At 67.2% G+C, this 19,290-nt stretch carries 22 protein-coding genes; 11 read left to right on the forward strand and 11 right to left on the reverse strand.

What is annotated here, in order from left to right:
- Positions 1-114 precede the first annotated feature (114 nt).
- A complete protein-coding gene (locus ACIP0B_RS10110; protein ID WP_085579881.1) occupies positions 115-627 on the reverse strand; it encodes a carboxymuconolactone decarboxylase family protein in 513 nt (170 codons plus the stop codon).
- A gap of 133 nt (positions 628-760) precedes the next feature.
- Here ACIP0B_RS10110 and ACIP0B_RS10115 point away from each other — a divergent pair, with 133 nt between their 5' ends.
- Positions 761-1,582 carry a cupin domain-containing protein gene (locus ACIP0B_RS10115; protein ID WP_400831604.1) on the forward strand — a complete coding sequence of 274 codons (822 nt, stop codon included), beginning with the start codon at positions 761-763 and terminating at the stop codon, positions 1,580-1,582.
- Positions 1,583-1,585: 3 nt separating this feature from the next.
- Here the strand turns inward: ACIP0B_RS10115 and ACIP0B_RS10120 are convergent, their stop codons facing one another.
- Positions 1,586-2,479 carry a DMT family transporter gene (locus ACIP0B_RS10120; protein ID WP_400831605.1) on the reverse strand — a complete coding sequence of 298 codons (894 nt, stop codon included), beginning with the start codon at positions 2,477-2,479 and terminating at the stop codon, positions 1,586-1,588.
- A gap of 92 nt (positions 2,480-2,571) precedes the next feature.
- Here ACIP0B_RS10120 and ACIP0B_RS10125 point away from each other — a divergent pair, with 92 nt between their 5' ends.
- Both ACIP0B_RS10125 and ACIP0B_RS10130 read left to right on the forward strand, forming a co-directional pair.
- Positions 2,572-3,903, forward strand: a complete 1,332-nt coding sequence (locus ACIP0B_RS10125) for a PLP-dependent aminotransferase family protein (RefSeq protein WP_400831606.1) — start codon at positions 2,572-2,574, stop codon at positions 3,901-3,903.
- A 93-nt stretch (positions 3,904-3,996) separates the two neighbouring features.
- Entirely contained in the window at positions 3,997-4,401 is a 405-nt protein-coding gene (locus tag ACIP0B_RS10130) for a c-type cytochrome (RefSeq protein ID WP_400831608.1), read from the forward strand.
- Between the two features lie 6 nt (positions 4,402-4,407).
- On the opposite strand, the gene ACIP0B_RS10135 is transcribed toward ACIP0B_RS10130, so the two are convergent.
- Complete coding sequence (locus ACIP0B_RS10135) at positions 4,408-6,084, reverse strand: diguanylate cyclase (RefSeq protein WP_400831609.1); 1,677 nt, start codon at positions 6,082-6,084, stop codon at positions 4,408-4,410.
- A gap of 174 nt (positions 6,085-6,258) precedes the next feature.
- Here ACIP0B_RS10135 and ACIP0B_RS10140 point away from each other — a divergent pair, with 174 nt between their 5' ends.
- The gene (locus ACIP0B_RS10140; RefSeq protein ID WP_400831611.1) at positions 6,259-6,594 is read left to right on the forward strand and encodes a hypothetical protein; all 336 of its coding nucleotides are present in this window, start codon (positions 6,259-6,261) and stop codon (positions 6,592-6,594) included.
- 76 nt (positions 6,595-6,670) lie between these two features.
- On the opposite strand, the gene ACIP0B_RS10145 is transcribed toward ACIP0B_RS10140, so the two are convergent.
- Positions 6,671-7,072, reverse strand: coding sequence for a hypothetical protein (locus tag ACIP0B_RS10145; protein WP_400831613.1), 402 nt, complete (start codon positions 7,070-7,072; stop codon positions 6,671-6,673).
- Positions 7,073-7,206: 134 nt separating this feature from the next.
- Complete coding sequence (locus ACIP0B_RS10150; RefSeq protein ID WP_400831664.1) at positions 7,207-7,746, reverse strand: chorismate mutase; 540 nt, start codon at positions 7,744-7,746, stop codon at positions 7,207-7,209.
- A 194-nt stretch (positions 7,747-7,940) separates the two neighbouring features.
- Here ACIP0B_RS10150 and ACIP0B_RS10155 point away from each other — a divergent pair, with 194 nt between their 5' ends.
- The gene (locus ACIP0B_RS10155) at positions 7,941-9,299 is read left to right on the forward strand and encodes an MATE family efflux transporter (RefSeq protein ID WP_400831614.1); all 1,359 of its coding nucleotides are present in this window, start codon (positions 7,941-7,943) and stop codon (positions 9,297-9,299) included.
- Positions 9,300-9,434: 135 nt separating this feature from the next.
- Here the strand turns inward: ACIP0B_RS10155 and ACIP0B_RS10160 are convergent, their stop codons facing one another.
- A complete protein-coding gene (locus ACIP0B_RS10160; RefSeq protein ID WP_400831616.1) occupies positions 9,435-10,868 on the reverse strand; it encodes an amidase in 1,434 nt (477 codons plus the stop codon).
- Positions 10,869-11,004: 136 nt separating this feature from the next.
- Here ACIP0B_RS10160 and ACIP0B_RS10165 point away from each other — a divergent pair, with 136 nt between their 5' ends.
- The 3 genes from ACIP0B_RS10165 to ACIP0B_RS10175 all read left to right on the forward strand — a co-directional run bounded on the left by ACIP0B_RS10165 (position 11,005) and on the right by ACIP0B_RS10175 (position 13,568).
- Complete coding sequence (locus tag ACIP0B_RS10165) at positions 11,005-11,898, forward strand: LysR substrate-binding domain-containing protein (RefSeq protein ID WP_400831617.1); 894 nt, start codon at positions 11,005-11,007, stop codon at positions 11,896-11,898.
- Between the two features lie 51 nt (positions 11,899-11,949).
- Positions 11,950-12,507 carry a YceI family protein gene (locus ACIP0B_RS10170; RefSeq protein ID WP_400831619.1) on the forward strand — a complete coding sequence of 186 codons (558 nt, stop codon included), beginning with the start codon at positions 11,950-11,952 and terminating at the stop codon, positions 12,505-12,507.
- A 68-nt stretch (positions 12,508-12,575) separates the two neighbouring features.
- Positions 12,576-13,568, forward strand: coding sequence for a hypothetical protein (locus tag ACIP0B_RS10175; RefSeq protein WP_400831620.1), 993 nt, complete (start codon positions 12,576-12,578; stop codon positions 13,566-13,568).
- 56 nt (positions 13,569-13,624) lie between these two features.
- On the opposite strand, the gene ACIP0B_RS10180 is transcribed toward ACIP0B_RS10175, so the two are convergent.
- Positions 13,625-13,837 carry a hypothetical protein gene (locus tag ACIP0B_RS10180; protein ID WP_400831622.1) on the reverse strand — a complete coding sequence of 71 codons (213 nt, stop codon included), beginning with the start codon at positions 13,835-13,837 and terminating at the stop codon, positions 13,625-13,627.
- Between the two features lie 41 nt (positions 13,838-13,878).
- Positions 13,879-14,205 carry a YXWGXW repeat-containing protein gene (locus ACIP0B_RS10185; protein ID WP_400831623.1) on the reverse strand — a complete coding sequence of 109 codons (327 nt, stop codon included), beginning with the start codon at positions 14,203-14,205 and terminating at the stop codon, positions 13,879-13,881.
- A gap of 246 nt (positions 14,206-14,451) precedes the next feature.
- Between ACIP0B_RS10185 and ACIP0B_RS10190 the strand changes: the two genes are divergently transcribed.
- Positions 14,452-15,138 carry a GNAT family N-acetyltransferase gene (locus tag ACIP0B_RS10190; RefSeq protein WP_400831625.1) on the forward strand — a complete coding sequence of 229 codons (687 nt, stop codon included), beginning with the start codon at positions 14,452-14,454 and terminating at the stop codon, positions 15,136-15,138.
- Positions 15,139-15,208: 70 nt separating this feature from the next.
- Here the strand turns inward: ACIP0B_RS10190 and ACIP0B_RS10195 are convergent, their stop codons facing one another.
- Positions 15,209-15,649 carry a hotdog fold domain-containing protein gene (locus tag ACIP0B_RS10195; protein WP_400831626.1) on the reverse strand — a complete coding sequence of 147 codons (441 nt, stop codon included), beginning with the start codon at positions 15,647-15,649 and terminating at the stop codon, positions 15,209-15,211.
- Positions 15,650-15,808: 159 nt separating this feature from the next.
- Between ACIP0B_RS10195 and ACIP0B_RS10200 the strand changes: the two genes are divergently transcribed.
- On the forward strand, positions 15,809-16,438 hold the full coding sequence (locus ACIP0B_RS10200) for a TetR/AcrR family transcriptional regulator (protein WP_400831628.1): 630 nt from the start codon (positions 15,809-15,811) through the stop codon (positions 16,436-16,438).
- 182 nt (positions 16,439-16,620) lie between these two features.
- On the opposite strand, the gene ACIP0B_RS10205 is transcribed toward ACIP0B_RS10200, so the two are convergent.
- Complete coding sequence (locus ACIP0B_RS10205) at positions 16,621-17,250, reverse strand: TetR/AcrR family transcriptional regulator (protein ID WP_400831630.1); 630 nt, start codon at positions 17,248-17,250, stop codon at positions 16,621-16,623.
- Between the two features lie 100 nt (positions 17,251-17,350).
- Between ACIP0B_RS10205 and ACIP0B_RS10210 the strand changes: the two genes are divergently transcribed.
- The gene (locus tag ACIP0B_RS10210) at positions 17,351-17,938 is read left to right on the forward strand and encodes an NAD(P)H-dependent oxidoreductase (protein ID WP_400831631.1); all 588 of its coding nucleotides are present in this window, start codon (positions 17,351-17,353) and stop codon (positions 17,936-17,938) included.
- A 33-nt stretch (positions 17,939-17,971) separates the two neighbouring features.
- Here the strand turns inward: ACIP0B_RS10210 and ACIP0B_RS10215 are convergent, their stop codons facing one another.
- Complete coding sequence (locus ACIP0B_RS10215) at positions 17,972-19,087, reverse strand: P1 family peptidase (protein WP_400831633.1); 1,116 nt, start codon at positions 19,085-19,087, stop codon at positions 17,972-17,974.
- Between the last annotated feature and the right edge of the window lie 203 nt (positions 19,088-19,290).

The raw sequence follows: 19,290 nt of genomic DNA on the forward strand, positions 1-19,290 counted from the left end.
GCAACATCTTGGGTGGCTGACAGACCGCTATCGCCAGCAGGCTGGCTCCCACAGGATCGGTGGGAGCCGGCCATTTATGCGGACACCGCTGAACCCTGCGGGAGCCGGCAGGCCTCAGATGGCGGGGAAGTCGATGTCGGTCAGCGCCACGTTGTTGAGGTAGTTGGTCAGGGTCTGCACGGCGACGAGGGCGACCGTTTCGATGATTTGCTTGTCGTCGATGCCGGCGGCGCGGGCGGCGGCGATTTGTTCGTCGCTCAACTGGCCGCGGGTCTCGGTCAGTTGGCGGGCGAGGGCGGCGAAGGCGTTCAGCCGGCCGTGGCGCGCCTGGGCGATGTCCTCGGCCGACAGCCCGGCCTTGCTGGCGAACAATGTATGGGCGCTCAGGCAGTAGTCGCAGCCGTTGACCTGCGAGGTGGCCAGGTACACCGCTTCTTTCTCCTTGGCGCTGAGCGAGGTCTTGCCCAGGATGGCGGAGGCTTGCAGGTAGGTGTCCAGCGCCACGGGCGCCTTGGCCAACGTCGTGAACACATTGGGCAGGAAGCCGATTTTCTTCTGCACGCCTTCCAGCACGGTGCGGGTGGCGTCGGCGGCGGTGTCGAGGCTGATCGGGGTGATGCGGCTCATGATGAATCTCCGAATGTCCGGTGCGGAGTGCGCCGGGGATGGAGCTCATGTTAGGGAGCGCGGCTGGTGCTTTGGGTGCGAATCGTCGAGGATATGCGGCAGATCGTCCAAACCCGTCGCCGAGGATGCCGTCATGGATCGCCTCTCCACCTTGCTCACCCACTTCGGCGTCAATGCCGGCACGTTCCACAGCGGCGCGTTCTGCGGCGTCAGCGCCTACGGCGGCGAACAGGCGTGCGGCCATGTGCACCTGCTGCAGGCCGGCGAGGTGCTGCTCAAGCCCGGCAATGACCCTGAGCTGACGCTCAACGAACCGACCCTGATTTTCTTCCCCCGGCCCTTGGCCCACCGACTGTTCGCCGACGAATCGATGGGCACGCAACTGGTGTGCGCCTCGCTGACGTTCGACGGCGGCTCCGGCAACGCGCTGGCGTCGGCCCTGCCGGACTACCTGGTGCTGAAGCTCACCGACATCCCGGAGCTGGGCAGCACGCTGGCGTGGCTGTTCAAGGAAGCCTTCGACGGGCATTGCGGGCGTGAAGCGGTGATGGACCGGCTGTTCGAGCTGCTGGTGATCCTGCTGCTGCGCTACCTCATCAGCCGGCGCGACCAGCAACCGGGCATGATGGCCGGGCTGGCCGATCCAAGGCTGTCGCGGGCGTTGGGGCTGATGCACGACGAGCCGGCCCGGGCCTGGAGCGTGGCCGAGCTGGCGGCGGCCGCCAACCAGTCCCGCGCCGGGTTCGCCGAGCATTTTCGCCGGGTGGTGGGGCAGACGCCGCTGGACTACCTGTTGAGCTGGCGGATCAGCCTGGCGCAGAAGCGCCTGCGCGAGGGCCGGCCGATTGCGCTGATCGCCGAAGAGGTCGGCTATGAAAGTCCGTCGGCGCTGGCCCGGGCGTTCCGGCGCAAGACCGGGCAAAGCCCGAGGCAGTGGAAGGCCGACGCCCGCTGAGGGCTAGCGGGCGAACTTCTTCGCCCCGGCCACGCACAGGATCACCCCCAGCGTCACGGCCAGCATGCCCAGGCTGACCTGTTCATGCACCAGCGTCGCGGCCAGCGCCAGGCCGAAGAACGGCTGCAGCAACTGCAGTTGCCCGACGGCGGCGATCCCGCCCTGGGCCAGCCCGCGATACCAGAACACAAACCCGATCAGCATGCTGAACAGCGACACGTAGGCCAGGCACGTCCAGGCCGTGACGCTGATGCCGGAGAACGAGTCGGGCATCCGCCACAGGCTCAAGCCCGCCATCGCCGGCAGCGCCAGCACCAGCGCCCAGCAGATCACCTGCCAACCGCCGAGGGTGCGCGACAGTTTCGCGCCTTCGGCGTAACCCAGCCCGCAGGCCAGGATGGCCGCCAGCATCAGCAGGTCGCCGGTGGGCGAGGCGCTCAAGCCTTGCGCCAGCGCGAAACCGACCACCAGCGCACTGCCCAGCCCCGAGAAGATCCAGAACACCGGACGCGGCCGCTCGCCGCCGCGCAGCACGCCGAACACTGCCGTGGCCAGCGGCAGCAAGCCGACAAACACGATCGAATGGGCCGACGTCACGTATTGCAACGCCAGCGCCGTGAGCAAGGGAAACCCGACCACCACGCCCAGCGCCACGATCAGCAGCGGCCACCACTGGTCGCGTGCCGGGCGCCGTTCGCGGAACAGCCACAGCAGGCACAGCCCCAGCAGGCCGGCGAGGGTGGCGCGGGCCACGGTGAGAAACACCGGGTCGAATTCCAGCACCGCCAGCCGTGTGGCCGGCAATGAGCCGCTGAAAATCACCACGCCAATGAATCCGTTGATCCAGCCGCTGGTCTTCTCCAGGGCGGGGTGGGGCAGGTTCGACGTTCGTTCCATACAGGGTCGCGCTCAAGGTTGGGGGTTGCCTGCGTCGAATCCTATGGCTGAGAATCAAGACAATCAAAGAATTGTCATGGATACAGCCCGGCATGCCCCGATCCCGCTACAAGTCCCTGGTCGATACCTATGCGGCAGACATCCGCTCGGGGCGCCTGGCGCCCGGCACCCGCCTGCCCACCCACCGGCAACTGGCCGCCCGCGAAGGGCTGGCGCTGGTCACCGCCTCGCGGGTGTATGCCGAACTGGAGGCCATGGGGCTGGTGAGCGGCGAGGCCGGGCGCGGCACGTTCGTGCGTGAGACCTCGCTGTCGCCGGGGCAGGGCATCGATCAGAAAGACGTGGCCGTCGGCATGATCGATCTCAACTTCAACTACCCGTCGCTGCCCGGTCAGGCCGATCTGCTGCGCACCGCGTTGCGGCAGTTGGCGTTGTCCGGCGACCTGGAAGCACTGCTGCGCTATCAGCCCCACGCCGGGCGCCAGCACGAACGGGCCTCGGTCGCCCGCCATTTGCGCAGCCGCGGACTGTCGGTCGATGCCGCGCAGGTGCTGATCGTCAACGGTGCGCAGCAGGGGCTGGCGGTGACGCTGATGGCGCTGCTCAAGCCCGGCGATGTCATCGCGGCCGATGCCCTGACCTATTCGGGCTTCAAGGTGCTGGCCGAGGCGCTGCACCTGGAGGTGGTGGCGATTCCGGTCACCGCCCAGGGGCCGGACCTGGCGGCGCTGGACACCCTCTGCCGCAGCCGTCCGGTGCGCGCCGTGTACTGCATGCCGACCCTGCACAATCCGCTGGGGTGGGTGCTGTCCCTGGCGCGGCGCGAGCAATTGGCGGCGATTGCCCGCCGGCATGACCTGACCCTCATCGAAGACGCGGCCTATGCCTTTCTGGCCGACGATGCGCCGCCACCGCTGGCGGTGTTGGCGCCGGAGCGCACGGTGTACGTTTCCGGCCTGTCCAAGAACATCGCCACCGGCCTGCGCGTGGGCTTCATTGCCGCACCGCGGGCCACGGTGCCGGCGCTGGAGCGCATCGTCCGCGCCACCACCTGGAACACCCCCGGCGTGATGACCGCCATCGCCTGCGGCTGGCTGGACGACGGCACGGTCGAGGTGCTGGAGGCGCAGAAACGCAGCGACGCCCAGGCCCGTCAGGCGCTGGCGGTCGAGGTGCTCGAAGGGTTGCCGGTGGTGGGGCACCCCTCGTCCTATTTCCTTTGGCTGCCGTTGCCGGAGGACGCCCGCGCCGACCAGGTGGTGGCCGAACTGATGCGCGGGCAGGTGTCGGTCACCACCGCCGAGCCGTTCACGGTGTCGGCCCACGTGCCCCATGCGATCCGGCTGGCCCTGGGCTCGGTGGACATGGACGTTTTGCGCCAGGCGTTGATCAAGGTCAGGCAGGTGGTGGGCGCTTATCTGTAACGTCCTCGTTGGCCTGAAGCTTGAAGCTTGTGGAGAACCCTCTGCCGCAAACTGCTACCCTTGCGCCGCCCGCCTGGCCTGTCCGGAACCCCGATGAAAAACACCGTCACGCTGACCCTCGCCCTGATCCTCAACACAGCCCTATTGAGCCTGCCTGCCCACGCCGCAGGGGATGCCGAGGCCGGCGCCAAGCTCTTCCCGCGCCTGTGCGGCGGCTGTCACCAGGTGGGGGAGTCCGCCCGCCCCGGATTCGGCCCGCAGCTCAACGGCATCATCGGCCGGGCGGCGGGGACGTCGGCCAACTATGTGTACTCCGAGGCCATGAAAGGCTCGGGCATCACCTGGGACCGCGAGACGCTGACGGCGTACCTCAAGGATCCGAAAGGCGTGGTGCCGGGCACGCGGATGATCTTCTGGGGGCTCAGCGACGAAGAGAAGATCGACAACCTGCTGGCGTACCTGAGCGGCTTCTCAGAGGCATCGGCCGCTCGCCCCTGAACAGGTTTATCCCTGCCGGTTCACCTCGCCGAACGGCACCTGGCACACCACCCGGTTCCGGCCTTCGGCCTTGGCCCGGTACAACTGCCGGTCGGCCCGGGTGACCAGCGCTGCGGGCGTGTTGTCGGCCGGGTCCGCCAGGCCGACGCCGATGCTGACGGTGATCTGGCCGACCACCGGGAAGTGCGCCTCGGCGACGGCAGCGCGGATCTTTTCGGCGACGATGTCCGGGGTGTCCGGCTTGGCGATCTCCGGCAGCAGCACGGCGAACTCCTCGCCGCCGTAGCGGGCCACGAAATCGGTGGCGCGGGTGGAGGTCTGGATGAGCTGCGCCAGTTGCCGCAGCACGTCGTCGCCGACGGCGTGCCCGTGGGTGTCGTTGGTGCGCTTGAAGTGGTCGGCGTCGATCAGCAGCAAGGCGAACGGGCGGCCGGTGCGGCGGAACAGCAGGCTGTATTCGGTGAGTTTTTCGTCGAAGCGGCGGCGGTTGTGGACACCGGTCAAGGCATCGTGGGTCGCCAGCTTCAGCAGTTCGGCGTTGGCCTGGGTGAGGGCGGCGGTGCGCAGGGCGACCGTGGCTTCCAGCGAGGCGTTGGCCTGCTGCAGTTCGCGTTCCTTGCCGAGCAGGGAGCGGGTCATGGCGTCGATGGACTGGCCGAGCTGGGCGATCTCCAGCACCGGGTGCTGCAGCGCGAAGCGCACGCCGGACTCGTGGTTCTGCACCTGCCGGGCCGAGCGCGCCAAGTGTTCGATCGGACGGCTCAGGTACAGCGCCAGGGAATGGCCGACCAACGCGAACCCGACGGCGGCGATGCCGCCCAGCAACAGCAGTTTGTAGAACAGCGAGCGCGCCGGCTGCAGGGCGGTGTCCAGCGGCTGGCGCACGGCGATCGACCAGGACAGCGCGGTGCTGGCGGGGGTCGGCACCGTGACCTGGGCGGTCAGGTAACCGTTGGCGGCGATCCAGCCGGGTGAGGCGGGATCGGTGGGCGCCAGTTGCTGGCCGACCAGCGCTTCGGGGTACAGCACCTTGCCGTCGTGGTCGATGATCAGCGCCTCGATGTCCGGCGCCGCATCCTTGTGCGAGACCGCCGATTCGACGATCCGCGTCACCCAGCTCCAATGGGCGTGGGCACCGAGGACGCCGATCACCCGGCCGTCGGCGTTGTGGATCGGCGCGGCGAAATCGATGAAGCGCAGCGGTTCGCCGTTCGGCAGGCCCGGCAGCAGTTTGGCCAGCAGCACGGCCTCGTGCGGGTCGCCGGTGTACTCCCCGCGCAGGCCGGCCTGGAACCACGGGCGCTGCTGCACCGACTGGCCCACCAGCAGCCCGTTGACGGCCTGATGCACCCGGCCTTCGGCGTCGGCCACCCCCATCCACGCATATTCGGCGCGGGCCTCGCTGCGCAGTTTCATCGAGGTCAGGATGGCGGGGTTGTCCAGGTCGCCGCGCTCCAGGTGCGGCGCCCGGCTGAGCAGGTAGACCTCCAGTTGCCGTTCGCGCAACTGCTGGCCCAGCAAAGCCGCCGCCGAGCGCGCGTTGCTCAGCAGGGCATTGCCGCTGGCCTGTTTCATTTGTTCGGTGGCGATATGGCCGATGTAGAAGCCGACGCTCAGCAGCGTCAGAAGGGAAAGGCCGGCAAACCAGAGAGTCAGATGGCTACGCAGACTGGCTTTGATCATGGGCGGTGTCTGTTCTTATTGGTGTGGCGCTATGGTAGGCGCTTTCGCGGTCGGGCTTCCAGTGAGGCCGCGGAGGGAAATCGCTCAAGAGTGATATCAATGAGCTATCGCGTCCGGTAAAGTGTGCGCCGCCCGAGAGATGGATCCCGGGCGTTTACTCAATGGAGTCACGCAGTGAAATACCTCAGCAAAGTAGTCGCCGCCGCACTGTTCGGTGTGGTTCTGGCAGGTTGCACCGGCACCCCGATGAACACCCAGCATTACGACAGCAGCCAGTACACCGTGGTTGGCCACAGCGAAGCCAGCGCCACCGGCATGCTGCTGTTCGGCGTTATCCCGATCCGTCAGAACAGCCGTTTCGTCCGCGCCCAGAGCGCCGCGATCCAGGCCCGCGGCGGCGACGCCATGATCAACACTCAGGTTCAGGAAAACTGGTTCTGGGCATGGGTGCTGACCGGCTACACCACCAAGGTGTCCGGCGACGTGATCAAGCTGAAAACCGTGCAGTAAGCGACGGTCGAATGCAAAAAAACCGGCTGATCAGGCCGGTTTTTTTATGGGGGATGCCGTGGAACGGTCGACGGGGTCAGGCGACGCGGCGCTCCATCAGCCGGTCCGAGCCACCTTCGGCCACGCGGCGCTCCATCAGACGGTCCGAGCCACCTTCTGCGACGCGGCGCTCCATCAGACGGTCCGAACCACCTTCGGCGACGCGGCGCTCCATCAGACGGTCCGAACCACCTTCGGCGACGCGGCGTTCCATCAGACGGTCCGAACCACCTTCGGCGACGCGGCGCTCCATCAGACGATCCGAGCCACCTTCGGCGACGCGGCGCTCCATCAGCCGGTCCGAGCCACCTTCGGCCAAACGGCTTTCGATCAGTTTGTCCGAGCCGCCTTCGGCGATCACCGTGTGGGCGGAAGGGGCTGCAAAGGCGTTCAGTGCAAGTACCGAGAAAGCGATGCCGAGGATGGTTTGGCGTTTCATGATCGTGTGCTCCGGGGTGTTGTCGGTTGGTATGGAGCCGATGTTACGCCCGGGATTTTTTTAGAGAACTTCATTGCGCTGATGGTGACTATCGATGCCGCCGATAGGGCCGTGACGCGTGTCGCCAATCCTAATCACGGCGTTGCCGGGCGGACGCACAATTCCCCCGTGGCGCGGATCAGGGCCAGTTCATGCAGGGCGTCTTGCGCCAGCCCCTTGCGTGCTCCGGCCAGCCACGCCGTGCAGTCCGGGTCATGGCGATAGGGCGCGAAGGCGGCCCATTGCTGCAGCAGCCGGGTCTGCAGTTCATCGAGGCGGGGCCTGATCTGCTTGCCCAGGTCCGGGCGCGGCGTGTCGGGCGCAGCGCCCGCCGCCTGCCATTGCGCCAGCAGGCCGTACTGCACCAGTTTGTTGGCTTCCATCTGGGCGGCGATCAATTGCGCGACGTCTTCCGGGTCGAGCTTGCGCTCGGCGGCCAGCGTCCGGGCGTTGGCGATCACCTGGGCTTCCCGGGCGCTGTCCTGGATCGGCTTGCCGCTGTCCCATTTGGTCAGCGCCACCTGGTCGCCGATGTTCAGGCGTTCGTTGAGCGTCGCCAGCAAGGGTTTCAAGGATTCGGGAGATGGAGCGGCGTGGGCGGTGAGGGTGAATGTCGCCAGCAAGGCGCAGGTCATCAAACGCAGGGAATGGGGCACGTCGGCAGCCTCGATGAAGGGGAGTGCTGTTTACCACATCGGCGCCGCGGAACCCACCGATGGATCCGGCCGGAGCGTTTGCGGTGTCGGCCCGAAATGTCGATTGCGCCTTTGCGGCAACTCGCTGAAGCTATCGGCCATCAGCCCCTGCCGCCGAGACGGATCTCTACCCCATGCAAAACCCTGCCGCCCAACGCCCCCTCTGGCAAACCTATTTTCTGTTTCTGGCGCCGATGGTGCTGTCGAACTTCCTGCAATCGATGTCCGGCACGGTCAACAGCATCTACATCGGCCAGATGCTCGGCACCCAGGCGCTGGCGGCGGTGTCGGGGATGTTCCCGATCATCTTTTTCTTCATTGCGCTGGTCATCGGCCTCGGTGCCGGGGCGGGCGTGCTGATCGGCCAGGCGTGGGGCGCGCGGGAGGCGCACATGGTCAAGGCGATCTCCGGGGCGACGTTGCTGCTGGGCGTCTTGATCGGTCTGGCGGCGGCGGTGCTGGGCAGCGTGTTCGCGCGGCCGGCGTTGCAGGGGCTGGGCACGCCGGCGGATGTGCTGGACGACGCGGTGGCCTACGCCCACGTGATGATGTGGATCCTGCCGTCGATGCTGGTGTTCGTGCTGTTCACCCAGTTGCTGCGCGGGGTGAGCGACACGCTGTCGCCGCTGCTGGCGCTGATGGTCTCGACCGGCGTCGGCCTGGCGCTGACGCCGGCCTTGATCCGCGGTTGGCTGGGGTTGCCGCAGATGGGCATCCAGAGCGCGGCGTACGCGGGGCTGGCGGGCAACCTGGCGGCGATGGGCTGGCTGGCGTGGCGGCTGATCCGCAAGGGGCATCCGCTGGCGCCGGACCGGGAGTTCTTCGCGGCGCTGCGCCTGGACGGGGCGATCCTGGGCAAGGTGCTGCGCATCGGCCTGCCGACCGGGGTGCAGATGATCGTGCTGTCGCTGTCGGAACTGGTGATCCTGGCGCTGGTGAACCAGCACGGTTCGCAGGCGACGGCGGCCTATGGCGCGGTGACGCAGATCGTCAACTACGTGCAGTTTCCGGCGCTGTCGATCGCCATCACCGCGTCGATCCTCGGCGCCCAGGCCATCGGTGCCGGTCGGCTGGAGCGGTTGGGGCCGATCCTGCGCACGGGGCTCTGGATCAACGTGGGCCTGACCGGCGGCCTGATCGTGCTGGGCTACCTGCTGTCGCACTGGCTGTTGGGCCTGTTCCTGACCGAGGACGCGACCCGTTCGATGGCCGAGCACCTGCTGCACATCATGCTCTGGAGCCTGCTGGTGTTCGGCTTCCAGGCGATCATCGGCGGGATCATGCGCGCCAGCGGCACGGTGCTGGTGCCGGTGGGCGTCGCGATTGTCTGTGTGGTGGGCGTGCAGTTGCCGGCGGCGTACTGGCTGGACGGGCACTACGGGCTTCAGGGCGTGTGGATGGCGTTTCCGCTGGCGTACCTGGGGATGCTCGTGCTGCAGACGCTGTATTACAAAATGGTCTGGCAGCATCAGAAGATCGAACGGCTGGTGTAGTCCCTTGTGGTGAGGGAGCTCGCTCCCGCTGGCCTGTGCGGCATTGCCGGCCATTTCGGGGGCGCTCCGCACCCCAGCGGGAGCAAGCTCCCTCGCCACAGGCATGCTCCCTTGTTTGAGGGAGGTGGTCACCGGTCAGGCGTTGCCGGCCCATAGCGCAGGGCGGCGGTTCCGCCACGGCAGCGCCTGCTCCAGTTGTGCCGCCAGGCGCAGCAGCACGTCATCGGCACCGAAGCGGGCGGCCAGTTGCAGGCCGATCGGCAGGCCGCTGCGGGACGTGCCCAGCGGCAGGGAAATCGCCGGGGTCCCCGCCACGTTGAACACCGGCGTGAACGGCGAATGCTCGAACACCCGCGCCGTCCATTGCCGGCCGTCGAGCCGCTCGGCGCCGTGGTTGTAGGTGCCGAGGGCTTGCGGCAACTGCGGCAGGGTCGGGGTCAGCAGCACATCGACCGTCCCGAACCACGCGGCGACCTGCCGGGCGATGCTGTTGCGCAGCTCCAGCGCCGCCGCGAAGTCCGTGCCCCGGGACCGCTGGCCGAAGGCGTAGCAGGCGAGAGTGGCCGGCTCCAGGGTGCTGCGGTCGACGGGCCGGCGGGCGGCATCGGCGAGGTGGTCGATCCAGCGCACCAGGCTCGCGCACCAGATGTGCGCGTTGGCTTCGACGAAGGCGTCCCACGAGGCACCGAGCGGCGCTTGCGCGGTCTCGACCCGGTGGCCGAGCGCTTCGAGTTCGCGGGCAGCGGCGGACAGGGCGTCCTTGATCTCCGGGTCGACGGCGGCGCCGTTCCATGGCGTGTCGAGCACGCCGATGCGCAAACGGCCCGGATCGCGGCCGACCTGGGCCAGAAAGCCCTCTGCCGGCGCGGCGGTGTGGTACGGGTCGCCCGGCGCAGAGCCTTGCACCACGTCCATCAACGCTGCGCTGTCACGCACCGTACGCGACAGGCCCAGTTGCACGCCGAGCCCGGCGAACACCTCGTCCATCGCCGGCCCGTGGGAGCTGCGGCCCCGCGTCGGTTTCAGCCCGACCAGCCCGTTGAACGCCGCCGGCACCCGGATCGAGCCGGCCGCATCGGTGGCATGGGCGATGGGCACGATGCCGGCGGCGACCGCTGCCCCGGCGCCGCCGCTGGAGCCGCCGGCGGAGCGTTGCGGATCCCACGGGTTGCGCGTCGGCCCTTGCAAGACGGAGTCGGTTTCGGTGCTGAACGCCATTTCCGGGGTGGTGGTGCGGCCCAACGTGAGCAGGCCGGCGGCATTGAAACGTTGCATCAGGTGGGAGTCGTTCGGTGCGGTGAGTCCCTGGGCGAGGCGGCTGCCCAATTCGTTGCGGCGGCCGGCGGCGGTGATGGCCAGGTCCTTGATCAGGAACGGCACGCCGGCCAGCGGGCCGCTGCCGGTCGTCACGGTGGGCGTCCAGTGTTCGATCACCGCATTGACCGATGGGTTGACCCGTTGCACGGCCTCAATGGCCAAGCCGGCCAGCACCTGCGGGGTGACGTCGCCCGCCGCGACCAGCCGCGCCAGGCCGACGCCGTCGTGGGCGGCGTATTCATTGAGTTTCATCAGGGGCACTCCAGTTGAAGGGAGCCTTGATCCTAAGTCGCGCGGGTGTCGGTGATTAGCCCATAATCCCGGCATGCAATGTGCCGTGGGCGGCACAATCCACCCCTGTGCAGAAGGCTTTCGGATGAAGCGCGACTTGAATGACACACTGGTTTTCCTGCAGGTGGTGCGACTGGGCAGTTTCACCGCGGCGGCCCATGCCTTGCAGATTCCGAAGACCACGGTCAGCCGGCGGGTGCGCGAACTTGAGCAGGCCATCGGCGCGCAACTGCTGCGCCGCACCACGCGCCAGCTGAGCCTGACCGAGGCCGGCGCGGTGTACTACGAGCAGTGCCGGTCCATCGCCGACACCCTGGAGCAGGCCGAGCAGGCCGTGCAGCAGTTGCGCGAAGGGCCCCGTGGCTGGTTGCGGGTGACGGTGCCGTTTTCGTTCGGCGTCAGTTGGTTCGCGCCGATGCTGGCCGGGTTTTGCCGCCGTTACCCGCAGATCCGCCTGGAGATCCTGGCGTCCCATGTGCCGCTGGACCTGGTGGGCGAGGGGATCGACCTGGCGCTGCGCCTCGGCGCGCTGCCGGATTCGAGCCTGATCGCCCGGCGGCTGGCGAGTTTTCCCACGGGCATCTTTGCCGCGCCGGCCTATCTTGAGCGCGAGGGTTGCCCCGCCGATCCGGAAGAGCTGATGCGGCACCGGACATTGGCCTTGCACCAGGCCCGTCGCGATGTCGGTTATGTCTGGCCTTTGCGCCGGGCCGGCGGGCGGCTGAAGGATTACCGCGTCGATCCGCAGGTGCTGGCCAACGACCCAGCGCTGCTGCGCGACGCGGTGCTGGCCGGCGAGGGGCTGACGCTGGCGATGGCGCAAAGCCTGGACGAGGACGTGCGCGCCGGGCGGCTGGTGCGGGTGTTGCCCGAGTGGATCGGCCCGCCCCAGGACCTGAACGCGGTGACCGCCCGCGAGCACGTGCCGTCGCCCAAGGTCGCCGCGCTGATCGCTTACCTGAAGGCGCACATGGCCGGCGATGTGGCATGAGCGGCGGATGTTTGCTTAAGTCAATCGAGGTGCCCGAGAGCGGAGAGTCCCATGTCGATCCGATGGCTGTTGGCGGCTGTGTCGTGTCTGTGCGCGGTGTCCGCCGCGCAAGCGGCCGAATATGTCCGGGTCAACACCGCGGCCAGCCAGATCAGTTTCACCTACAGCCAGATGGGCTCGCGGATGTACGGCACGTTCGGCAAGTTCGACGCCACCCTGGACCTTGATACCGAGCGCCTTGCCGCTGCCCGCACTTCATTGCACATCGACCTCACCAGCATCGACGCCGGCAGCGAAGACGCCAACACCGAACTGGCGAAGCCGGCCTGGTTCGACACCGTGCGGCACCCGGTCGCGGTGTTTGAGTCGACCCGCTTCGAACCGGCCGGCGCCGACCGTTACCGGGTCACCGGCCGGCTCACCCTCAAAGGCATTTCCCGCGAGGTGCAGGTGCCGGTGCACCTGAAGCCGGGCAACGGCATCGGCATCTTCGACGGTGAACTGACGCTCAGGCGCGACGACTTCGGCCTCGGCGCGGGGGAGTGGGCGGACACCGTGGTGTCGAAGGACATCGACATCAAGTTCAAGGTGGTGGCGCCGCAGCAGTGATCCTTGGCGGATTTCCCGGCGCATCCGGTTCGGTCGCGTGAGTCCTTCACCTGATGGGAGACGAAGGCATGAACAGAATGAAATGGAGGGTCGGCGCATCGCTCTGTGCCATGGCCCTGTCGGCCCTTGCCGGCAACGGCGTGTCCGATGAGCAGTTTGAGGACATGCTTCAGGCCGGTCACTGGTCGGTGAATGCCGAAGACAACGCATCCTTCTACAAGGAGCAGGTGCCTGCGGCGACGATCAGGAAATGGGTGGACGGTTACCGACCGTCGGATCCGGCCTCCGCGTCGGGCATCGGACTGCTCGTCCTGACGAGCGCCGTTGCCGAATGGGGGGTGAAGTCCGATGAGCCGTTGCCCGAGGATCCCCACAAAAAAGCCTGGCAAGGGCCGGGCGTAGGCAGCGACGGCAAGCACCTCATCAGTTATGCGGTAGGCGGCATCGGCATCAACCACACCGACAGCGGCGAGCTGGTCGAGCTGTTCGACTACCTCAAGCGCCAGCACCCTGACCTGGCGCCGCACGCGGATGCCTTCTTCAGGCTGCGCGGCGTCAACTACGACCGCGTCCGCGCCAACGGCGGGGTGTGCACGACGCCCCGTTCGGAGATCACCGTGGATCTGGACGGCAAACCCTTCGGCCACAACGCATTCGGAGGAGGGGCGAGCTATTGCGCCACCTACAGAAAGGGCAGCACCACGCGTGAAGACTGGCAGGTGTTCAGGCACTGGATGCGGGCGGCCCTGCGTGAGAAGGACGTGCAGCGATACATCATTGACCGCTGGCTCGCGAAAGTCTGGGTGCCGTCGTTCGAACACGTTACAGCGGCCGGCGGTTCTGTCGAGGAAGCCATGATCAATGCCCGCATTCGAAACTCCAGCCCCGGCACGGCCGAGTGCGCGCTCAAGCGTGCACGGGACGGGGGTGGAGACGTGGACGCACGCATTGCGGCCGAACTGTCCGCTTACGTGTCCAGCGCCTGCAAGGGCAACCCGAGCCACGAGCGCCGGTTCGGTTCGATGAAGCGCCCGGTGGTTCTGTTCCGTCAGTTTCGGTAGCGTTGAGAACCGGGCGGGCCGGTCAGCCGTTCACGGCGCAAGCCTCGGGTGCGCCGCTAATACGCCCGCCAATGCCCCGGCACCCAGCGCCACTGGTTGCCGCCCCAGCGGTAATGGCCCTGCACCCAGTGATAGCCCGGCGCAGGCATGACCGGCACCACTTCCACCGGCGGCGGAGGCCGGTGCGGCCGGGCCGGGGCGACGACGCAGCCGGACAGGGCGATCGCCGCCAGCGCGGCGGCGATCAGGGTTTTGACGGATCGCGACATGGCGGTGTTCCTGAAGAGGGGCGTTTGCGGTCGGTTCACGGTCAGCGCACCCAATGGCCTTCGACCCAGTACCAGTTAGGCCCGCGCGCCTGCCAGTGCCCCGGTTTCCAGCGGGCGCCGTGGCGCACCACCGGCTGCCAGTGGCCGGGCACCCAGGCGTAGCCGCGTCCTTCCCAGCGCCAGTGGCCTTGATCCCAGGCGTAGCCGGGGCGTGCGCCGGGCATCGGCTCCATGCGCATCGGCGGCGGCGCTTCCCGGATGATGACTTCGGGCTGGGCGAACGCCGGTGTGCCGGCCAGCGCCGCAATCGTCAACGGCACGAGCAGCAGGGCTTTGCGCCAACGGGACAACGAACGGACAACGTTCATGACAACTCCTCAAGGCCTGCCTCGGAAAGTGAGCGCAGTTGAAGAATTGGACGCCGAATCGGCGAAAGATCCGCTGCCGGGCAGATGAAATTTTTGTCAGCCGCACGGCGCCCTGCGGGAGCGGTTGTCCTGTTTGTGACGCCGACTCCGACGGACAGCCGCGATCCCCCGCACAAGGTATGATGTCGCCGCTTGCCGGGCATCCAGTCGCCCGGCGACTGTGCCTTACGCCGGAGTCCGCCCGCCATGCCCCGCATTACCCACTACAAGTCCCCATGCCCCGAAGGCATCAACAGCCAGATTCTGCAGATGGTCGTCGACTACCTGACCGACATCAGCGCCATCGGCCTGGGCCCCAGCAACCTGCTGTACAACGTCTACCAGTACGCGGTCGGCTATGAGGTGCACCTGTATCTGGAGGCGTTGAACGGGGAGAAGGGCACGGAGGTGGAACTGCTGGTCGCCACCGACGAGGACGATCCGGAGCAGGTCGCCGGATTCCTGCTGTACCTGCCGGTTCAGGGCGATTGGGAGGCGTGCAGCGTCGCCTACCTGGCCGTGCGTGAAGGGCATCGGCGTCAGGGCGTGGCACGGGCGATGATCGGCGAGATGCTGGCCCGCTACCCCCATGCCGAACTGACGTGCACCGTGGGCAAGGTGCCGCATTTCGAGGCCATGGGCTTTCAGGTGATCGGCCAACGGGCGACGCAGGTGCTCATGAGCACCCGCCATTACCGCAGCAGCGGACTGAGCGGCTTCATCGACACGACACCGATCTACCGCTCGCTGGAGGTGCAGCAGATCCACACCTACCTGCTGCAGAAGCACGGCAAGCGGGCGATGCTCGATGCGGAGAAGCAGCGCGACCGGCACCTGGATCAGGTGACGCGGCGCACCGAAGCGTTTGTCCGTCAGCGCCTGACCCTGCACTGACCTGACCCTTGCGGACGGCAAAAGCCCTTGCAGCGATGAGCGCCGCAAGGGCTTTTTTGTGCCTGCGGTCTCAGGCCAGCTTCACATTCATGGTGATCCGCGCGGTGAACACTTTCTTGCCTTCGGCATCGACGATGTCCACGGGCACGAGCTTGTCGCCTTCGCTCGTCCAGTCCAGCCCCTCGCCGCTGGCCACGGCGGTCACGTCGGACTTGGCCTTGGCCAGGTATTCCACGGTCATGCCCTTGGGAATCCAGCGTGCGCCGGCGGGGATCGACACGTCGGTCATCATGCCGGCGGCCAGTTCGGCGGCGTTGCACAGGGCGATGGCGTGGACGGTGCCCAGGTGGTTGGTGATCTCGCGGCGAAACGGCACTTGCACGGCGGCATGGTTGGCGCGCAGGTCGGTGACCAGCGGATCGATGGTGCTGAAGTACGGCGCCACCTGGCAGGCCATCTGGCTGAACGCTTGGGGGCCGGCGCTGTTGAACAGGGTGAGGAACTGACTCATGGGGAACCCTCGGGATTGGTTTGCGGAATATTGTTCCGTTACAGAATATTGTTCTGTAACGGAACGGTATTCTGTCCGCGGGAAATCTGTCAACCTGTCCGGGTTTTTCCATGGGCACGGGCGTGCCTTCTTCCGCAGTTTTTCAAGGCCATTGGCAGCATGGACACCGCAGACATTCTCGAACGCAGCTACCCCGGCCGCCGGGCCGAACTCAAGCGCGACATCTTTCGCCAGGCCTTACGCCTGTTCAACGAGCAGGGGATCGAGGCCACCACCATCGAAATGATCCGTGCCGAATGCGACACCAGCGTCGGTGCGATCTACCACCATTTCGGCAACAAGGAGGGGCTGGTGGCGGCGCTGTTCTTCACCGCGCTGGAGGATCAGGCACGCCTGCGCGACGCGTACCTGTCCCAGGCCGCCACCACCGAAGAGGGATTGAGGGCGCTGGTCTACAGCTACGTGGATTGGGTGGAGAACCAGCCGGAATGGGCGCGCTTCCAGTACCACGCGCGGTTCGCCGTGACGAAAGGCCCGCACAAGGACGAACTCGCCGAGCGCAACAAGACCCGCAACCTGAGCCTGCGCCAATGGCTGGCCGAGCCTGGGCGCGCCGACGAACTCAACGATTGCCCCGCCGAACTGCTGCCTTCGCTCATCGTCGGTCAGGCCGACAGCTATTGCCGGGCGTGGCTGTCCGGGCGGGTGCAGGGCAGTCCGAAGGCCTATCGCGAGCTGTTGGCGCAGGCCGCCTGGCGGTCGATCCGCCGCGAACCGGCCGGGCACTGATTCGCGCAGGCAAAAAAAGAGCCTCAAGACTCTTTGATGGGGAGGAAGTAGAGCCCGTGAGGCTCAAGATGCGCATGAAGCGAGGCACGGGCTTGATAGGGGTTCAATGCACCCGCGCCTACGCAGCGGTCTGGCGGACCAGCGGCTGCGTAACTCCATCGTAGGAAGGTGCGCGGGTGGCCTCAAGTACCGTCAGTCACTTGCTTTGCGGCTCTTTCGGCCAAGGCGAAAATCACGGCGAACAATTCGTCGCGGGCCTGCGCGGCAGTGATTTCTTCGGTGGCCGCCGCCTGGGACAGCGCCTCGGCGGCGCCCAGCATCGCGCGCAGCCCCGCCTGCGTGATGGCCCCGCCGTGGGTGAACGGCAGCAATGCATTTCGGCACTTTTCCAGGAAGATCGCCTCGTATTCCCGCTTGGTCTTTTCCAGCTCAGGCGTGCTGGCCAATGCGGCGATCACACCGGGAATTTCCTTGCCCTGGGTCAGCACGCAATCGACGTACTGCGTGGCGATCACCTGCGCGGTGTCGACCAGACGCGGCGCGCAGGTGGCCAGCGCGGCGTCCATCAGGGCGGTCTGGCGCCGGTCGAAATCCTGGTACAGCGCCGCCAGCAGACCGGCCCGGGTGGTGAAGTGGTCGTAGACCACCGGTTTGGTCACGCCGGCCTTTTCCGCCAGGTAGCCGAGGGTCAGGGCGTCGGTGCCTTCGGCGCGGATCAGTTGCCAGGCCTGGTCGAGCAACTGGCGCTGGCGGTCTGCCCGCGACAGGCGTCGCCGGGGTTGGGCGGGTTTGGGGATTTCGGTGGTTGACATGGGTTATATACCAATCGTAGTTTACTTTCGGTAGCTTACCGATAGTAGCTTGCCTGGAGTATAGAGCGCCCGGCGAGCGTCCACCACCTGGAGATTCCCCATGCACGCATTGATTGTTGTGGATCATCACGATACCCGTTCATTGACCCATGCTTTGGCGAAGCGGATCGCGCAGGGCGTGGCCGAGGCCGGCCCGGCCCATACGTGCGAAATCGCCGACCTGCACGCCGAGGGCTTCGATCCGCGTTTCACCCAGGCGGACTGGGCCGTGCACCACCGCGAATCCCCGCCGCCGGCGGATGTCCTGGCCGAGCAGGCGCGCATCGACCGCGCCGATGCGCTGGTGCTGGTCTTTCCGGTGTTCTGGTGGGCGATGCCGGGGCTGCTCAAAGGCTGGATCGACCGGGTGTTCAGCAACGGCTGGGCGTTCGATTTCGATGGCGGTACGGGGCTGGAAAAGAAACTGGGCCGCCTGCGCGTGCATCTGATGGGGCTCGGCGGCGCGGACGCCGGCACCTACGCGCGGCATGGCTACGGCGCGGCGATGAAGGCGCAGATCGATCACGGCATCTTCGATTACTGCGGGGCGACGGTGGCGGGGTCGACGCTGTTGCTGGATTCGGAGTCCCAGGATTCGGCGCTGCATCTTCAGGCCGCGCACCAGCTGGGCCTGAATCTGTTCCGGTAGGAGTTGCGGGAGCCCCAGGCTCCCGCACGACGGTCAGGCCCCGGGCCAGCCGGCCTTGCCGAGCGCGGCGAGCAAGGTGTCGGCGTCCAGCGCCGGCACCGAGTGCCCGTTGCCTTCGGTGGTCTCGGCCGCCAGCAAGGCATTGATGATGGCTTCTTCGACCGCTTCGGTGGCCGCCAGGAACAGCGCGCTGATGTGGTCGTTGGTGACCATGCGCAGCCCGTCGCAGGTCGGCGCGCCCTTGCGCTCGTAGGCGGCGGGCGGAATGTGGTCGTTGCCGGTGGCGAAGGCGATGAACAGGTCGCCGCTCTGGTCTTCGTTGCCGCCGCCGGTGCGGGCCAGGCCGAGGCTGGCCCGTTGCGCCAGGCGTGTGCATTGGTGCGGCAGCAGCGGCGCGTCGGTGGCCAGGCAGACGACGATCGAACCCATGCCCGGATGAGGCAGGGCCGCGTCGGTGAACGGTGAGCCTTTCGGTTCCAGGTAGCGGCCCACCGGGTAGCCGTCGACCCGCAACTCCCGGCGCACGCCATGGTTGGCCTGGACGATGGCCCCCACCGTCCAGCCGCCCTGGGTCGCGTCCAACTTGCGCGACGCGGTGCCGATGCCGCCCTTGAACTCATGGCAGACCATGCCGCTGCCGCCGCCGACCGCGCCTTCCGGCACCGGGCCGCCCGTCGCCGCGTTGGCGGCATCGAAGACGTGCTCGGGTTTCACGTGGAAGCCGTTGATGTCGTTGAGCAAGCCGTCGAAGGTTTCCAGCACCACCGGCATGTTCCAGTAGAGGCGCCCGTCGTCCGGTTGCTGACTGCGGTCCAGCGCGATCAACGCATCGCGCACCACGCCCAGGCTGTGGGTGTTGGTGAAGGCCACCGGGCTGGTCAGCAGGCCCGCTTCGCGGATCCACTCCAGCCCCGTGGCGTCGCCGTTGCCGTTGAGCACGTGAACCCCGGCGAAGCAGGGTTGACGGTTGGTCGAGCCGGCGCGGGGCTCGATCAGAGTGACGCCGGTGCAGATGTCGCGGCCGGCGGCGCTGCGGCCGCGCACGCTGCTGTGGCCGACCCGTACGCCGGGCACGTCGGTGATGGCGTTGAGCGGGCCGGGCTGCAACCGGCCGATGCGGATGTTCAGGTCTCTGGCGCGGGGTTTCATCGGTTCAGTCTCTCGGTAAAGGTGAAGGGTCGTGCACAACGGTCTTGCCTGGGCTCTGCGGCGCCTTGACTGACGCCATCGCCAGCAGGCTGGCTCCCACAGGGGATCGTGGGTGTGTATGGAATCTGCGGCCAGCCCTCAAACCTGTAGGCGCTTGCCTGCAAGCGATGAGGCCGGCCCTGCCGACATCGAGGGTGCTTGCC

Source organism: Pseudomonas sp. NPDC089534, from assembly GCF_044749305.1.
In the GTDB taxonomy this organism is placed as follows: domain Bacteria; phylum Pseudomonadota; class Gammaproteobacteria; order Pseudomonadales; family Pseudomonadaceae; genus Aquipseudomonas; species Aquipseudomonas ekonensis.

Bases quoted from the DNA above. Each gene is read 5' to 3' on its own strand.
- ACIP0B_RS10110 (WP_085579881.1), bottom strand. From the start codon at position 627: ATGAGCCGCATCACCCCGATCAGCCTCGACACCGCCGCCGACGCCACC.
- ACIP0B_RS10115 (WP_400831604.1), top strand. From the start codon at position 761: ATGGATCGCCTCTCCACCTTGCTCACCCACTTCGGCGTCAATGCCGGC.
- ACIP0B_RS10120 (WP_400831605.1), bottom strand. From the start codon at position 2,479: ATGGAACGAACGTCGAACCTGCCCCACCCCGCCCTGGAGAAGACCAGC.
- ACIP0B_RS10125 (WP_400831606.1), top strand. From the start codon at position 2,572: ATGCCCCGATCCCGCTACAAGTCCCTGGTCGATACCTATGCGGCAGAC.
- ACIP0B_RS10130 (WP_400831608.1), top strand. From the start codon at position 3,997: ATGAAAAACACCGTCACGCTGACCCTCGCCCTGATCCTCAACACAGCC.
- ACIP0B_RS10135 (WP_400831609.1), bottom strand. From the start codon at position 6,084: ATGATCAAAGCCAGTCTGCGTAGCCATCTGACTCTCTGGTTTGCCGGC.
- ACIP0B_RS10145 (WP_400831613.1), bottom strand. From the start codon at position 7,072: ATGAAACGCCAAACCATCCTCGGCATCGCTTTCTCGGTACTTGCACTG.
- ACIP0B_RS10150 (WP_400831664.1), bottom strand. From the start codon at position 7,746: ATGACCTGCGCCTTGCTGGCGACATTCACCCTCACCGCCCACGCCGCT.
- ACIP0B_RS10155 (WP_400831614.1), top strand. From the start codon at position 7,941: ATGCAAAACCCTGCCGCCCAACGCCCCCTCTGGCAAACCTATTTTCTG.
- ACIP0B_RS10160 (WP_400831616.1), bottom strand. From the start codon at position 10,868: ATGAAACTCAATGAATACGCCGCCCACGACGGCGTCGGCCTGGCGCGG.
- ACIP0B_RS10170 (WP_400831619.1), top strand. From the start codon at position 11,950: ATGTCGATCCGATGGCTGTTGGCGGCTGTGTCGTGTCTGTGCGCGGTG.
- ACIP0B_RS10175 (WP_400831620.1), top strand. From the start codon at position 12,576: ATGAACAGAATGAAATGGAGGGTCGGCGCATCGCTCTGTGCCATGGCC.
- ACIP0B_RS10180 (WP_400831622.1), bottom strand. From the start codon at position 13,837: ATGTCGCGATCCGTCAAAACCCTGATCGCCGCCGCGCTGGCGGCGATC.
- ACIP0B_RS10185 (WP_400831623.1), bottom strand. From the start codon at position 14,205: ATGAACGTTGTCCGTTCGTTGTCCCGTTGGCGCAAAGCCCTGCTGCTC.
- ACIP0B_RS10190 (WP_400831625.1), top strand. From the start codon at position 14,452: ATGCCCCGCATTACCCACTACAAGTCCCCATGCCCCGAAGGCATCAAC.
- ACIP0B_RS10195 (WP_400831626.1), bottom strand. From the start codon at position 15,649: ATGAGTCAGTTCCTCACCCTGTTCAACAGCGCCGGCCCCCAAGCGTTC.
- ACIP0B_RS10200 (WP_400831628.1), top strand. From the start codon at position 15,809: ATGGACACCGCAGACATTCTCGAACGCAGCTACCCCGGCCGCCGGGCC.
- ACIP0B_RS10205 (WP_400831630.1), bottom strand. From the start codon at position 17,250: ATGTCAACCACCGAAATCCCCAAACCCGCCCAACCCCGGCGACGCCTG.
- ACIP0B_RS10210 (WP_400831631.1), top strand. From the start codon at position 17,351: ATGCACGCATTGATTGTTGTGGATCATCACGATACCCGTTCATTGACC.
- ACIP0B_RS10215 (WP_400831633.1), bottom strand. From the start codon at position 19,087: ATGAAACCCCGCGCCAGAGACCTGAACATCCGCATCGGCCGGTTGCAG.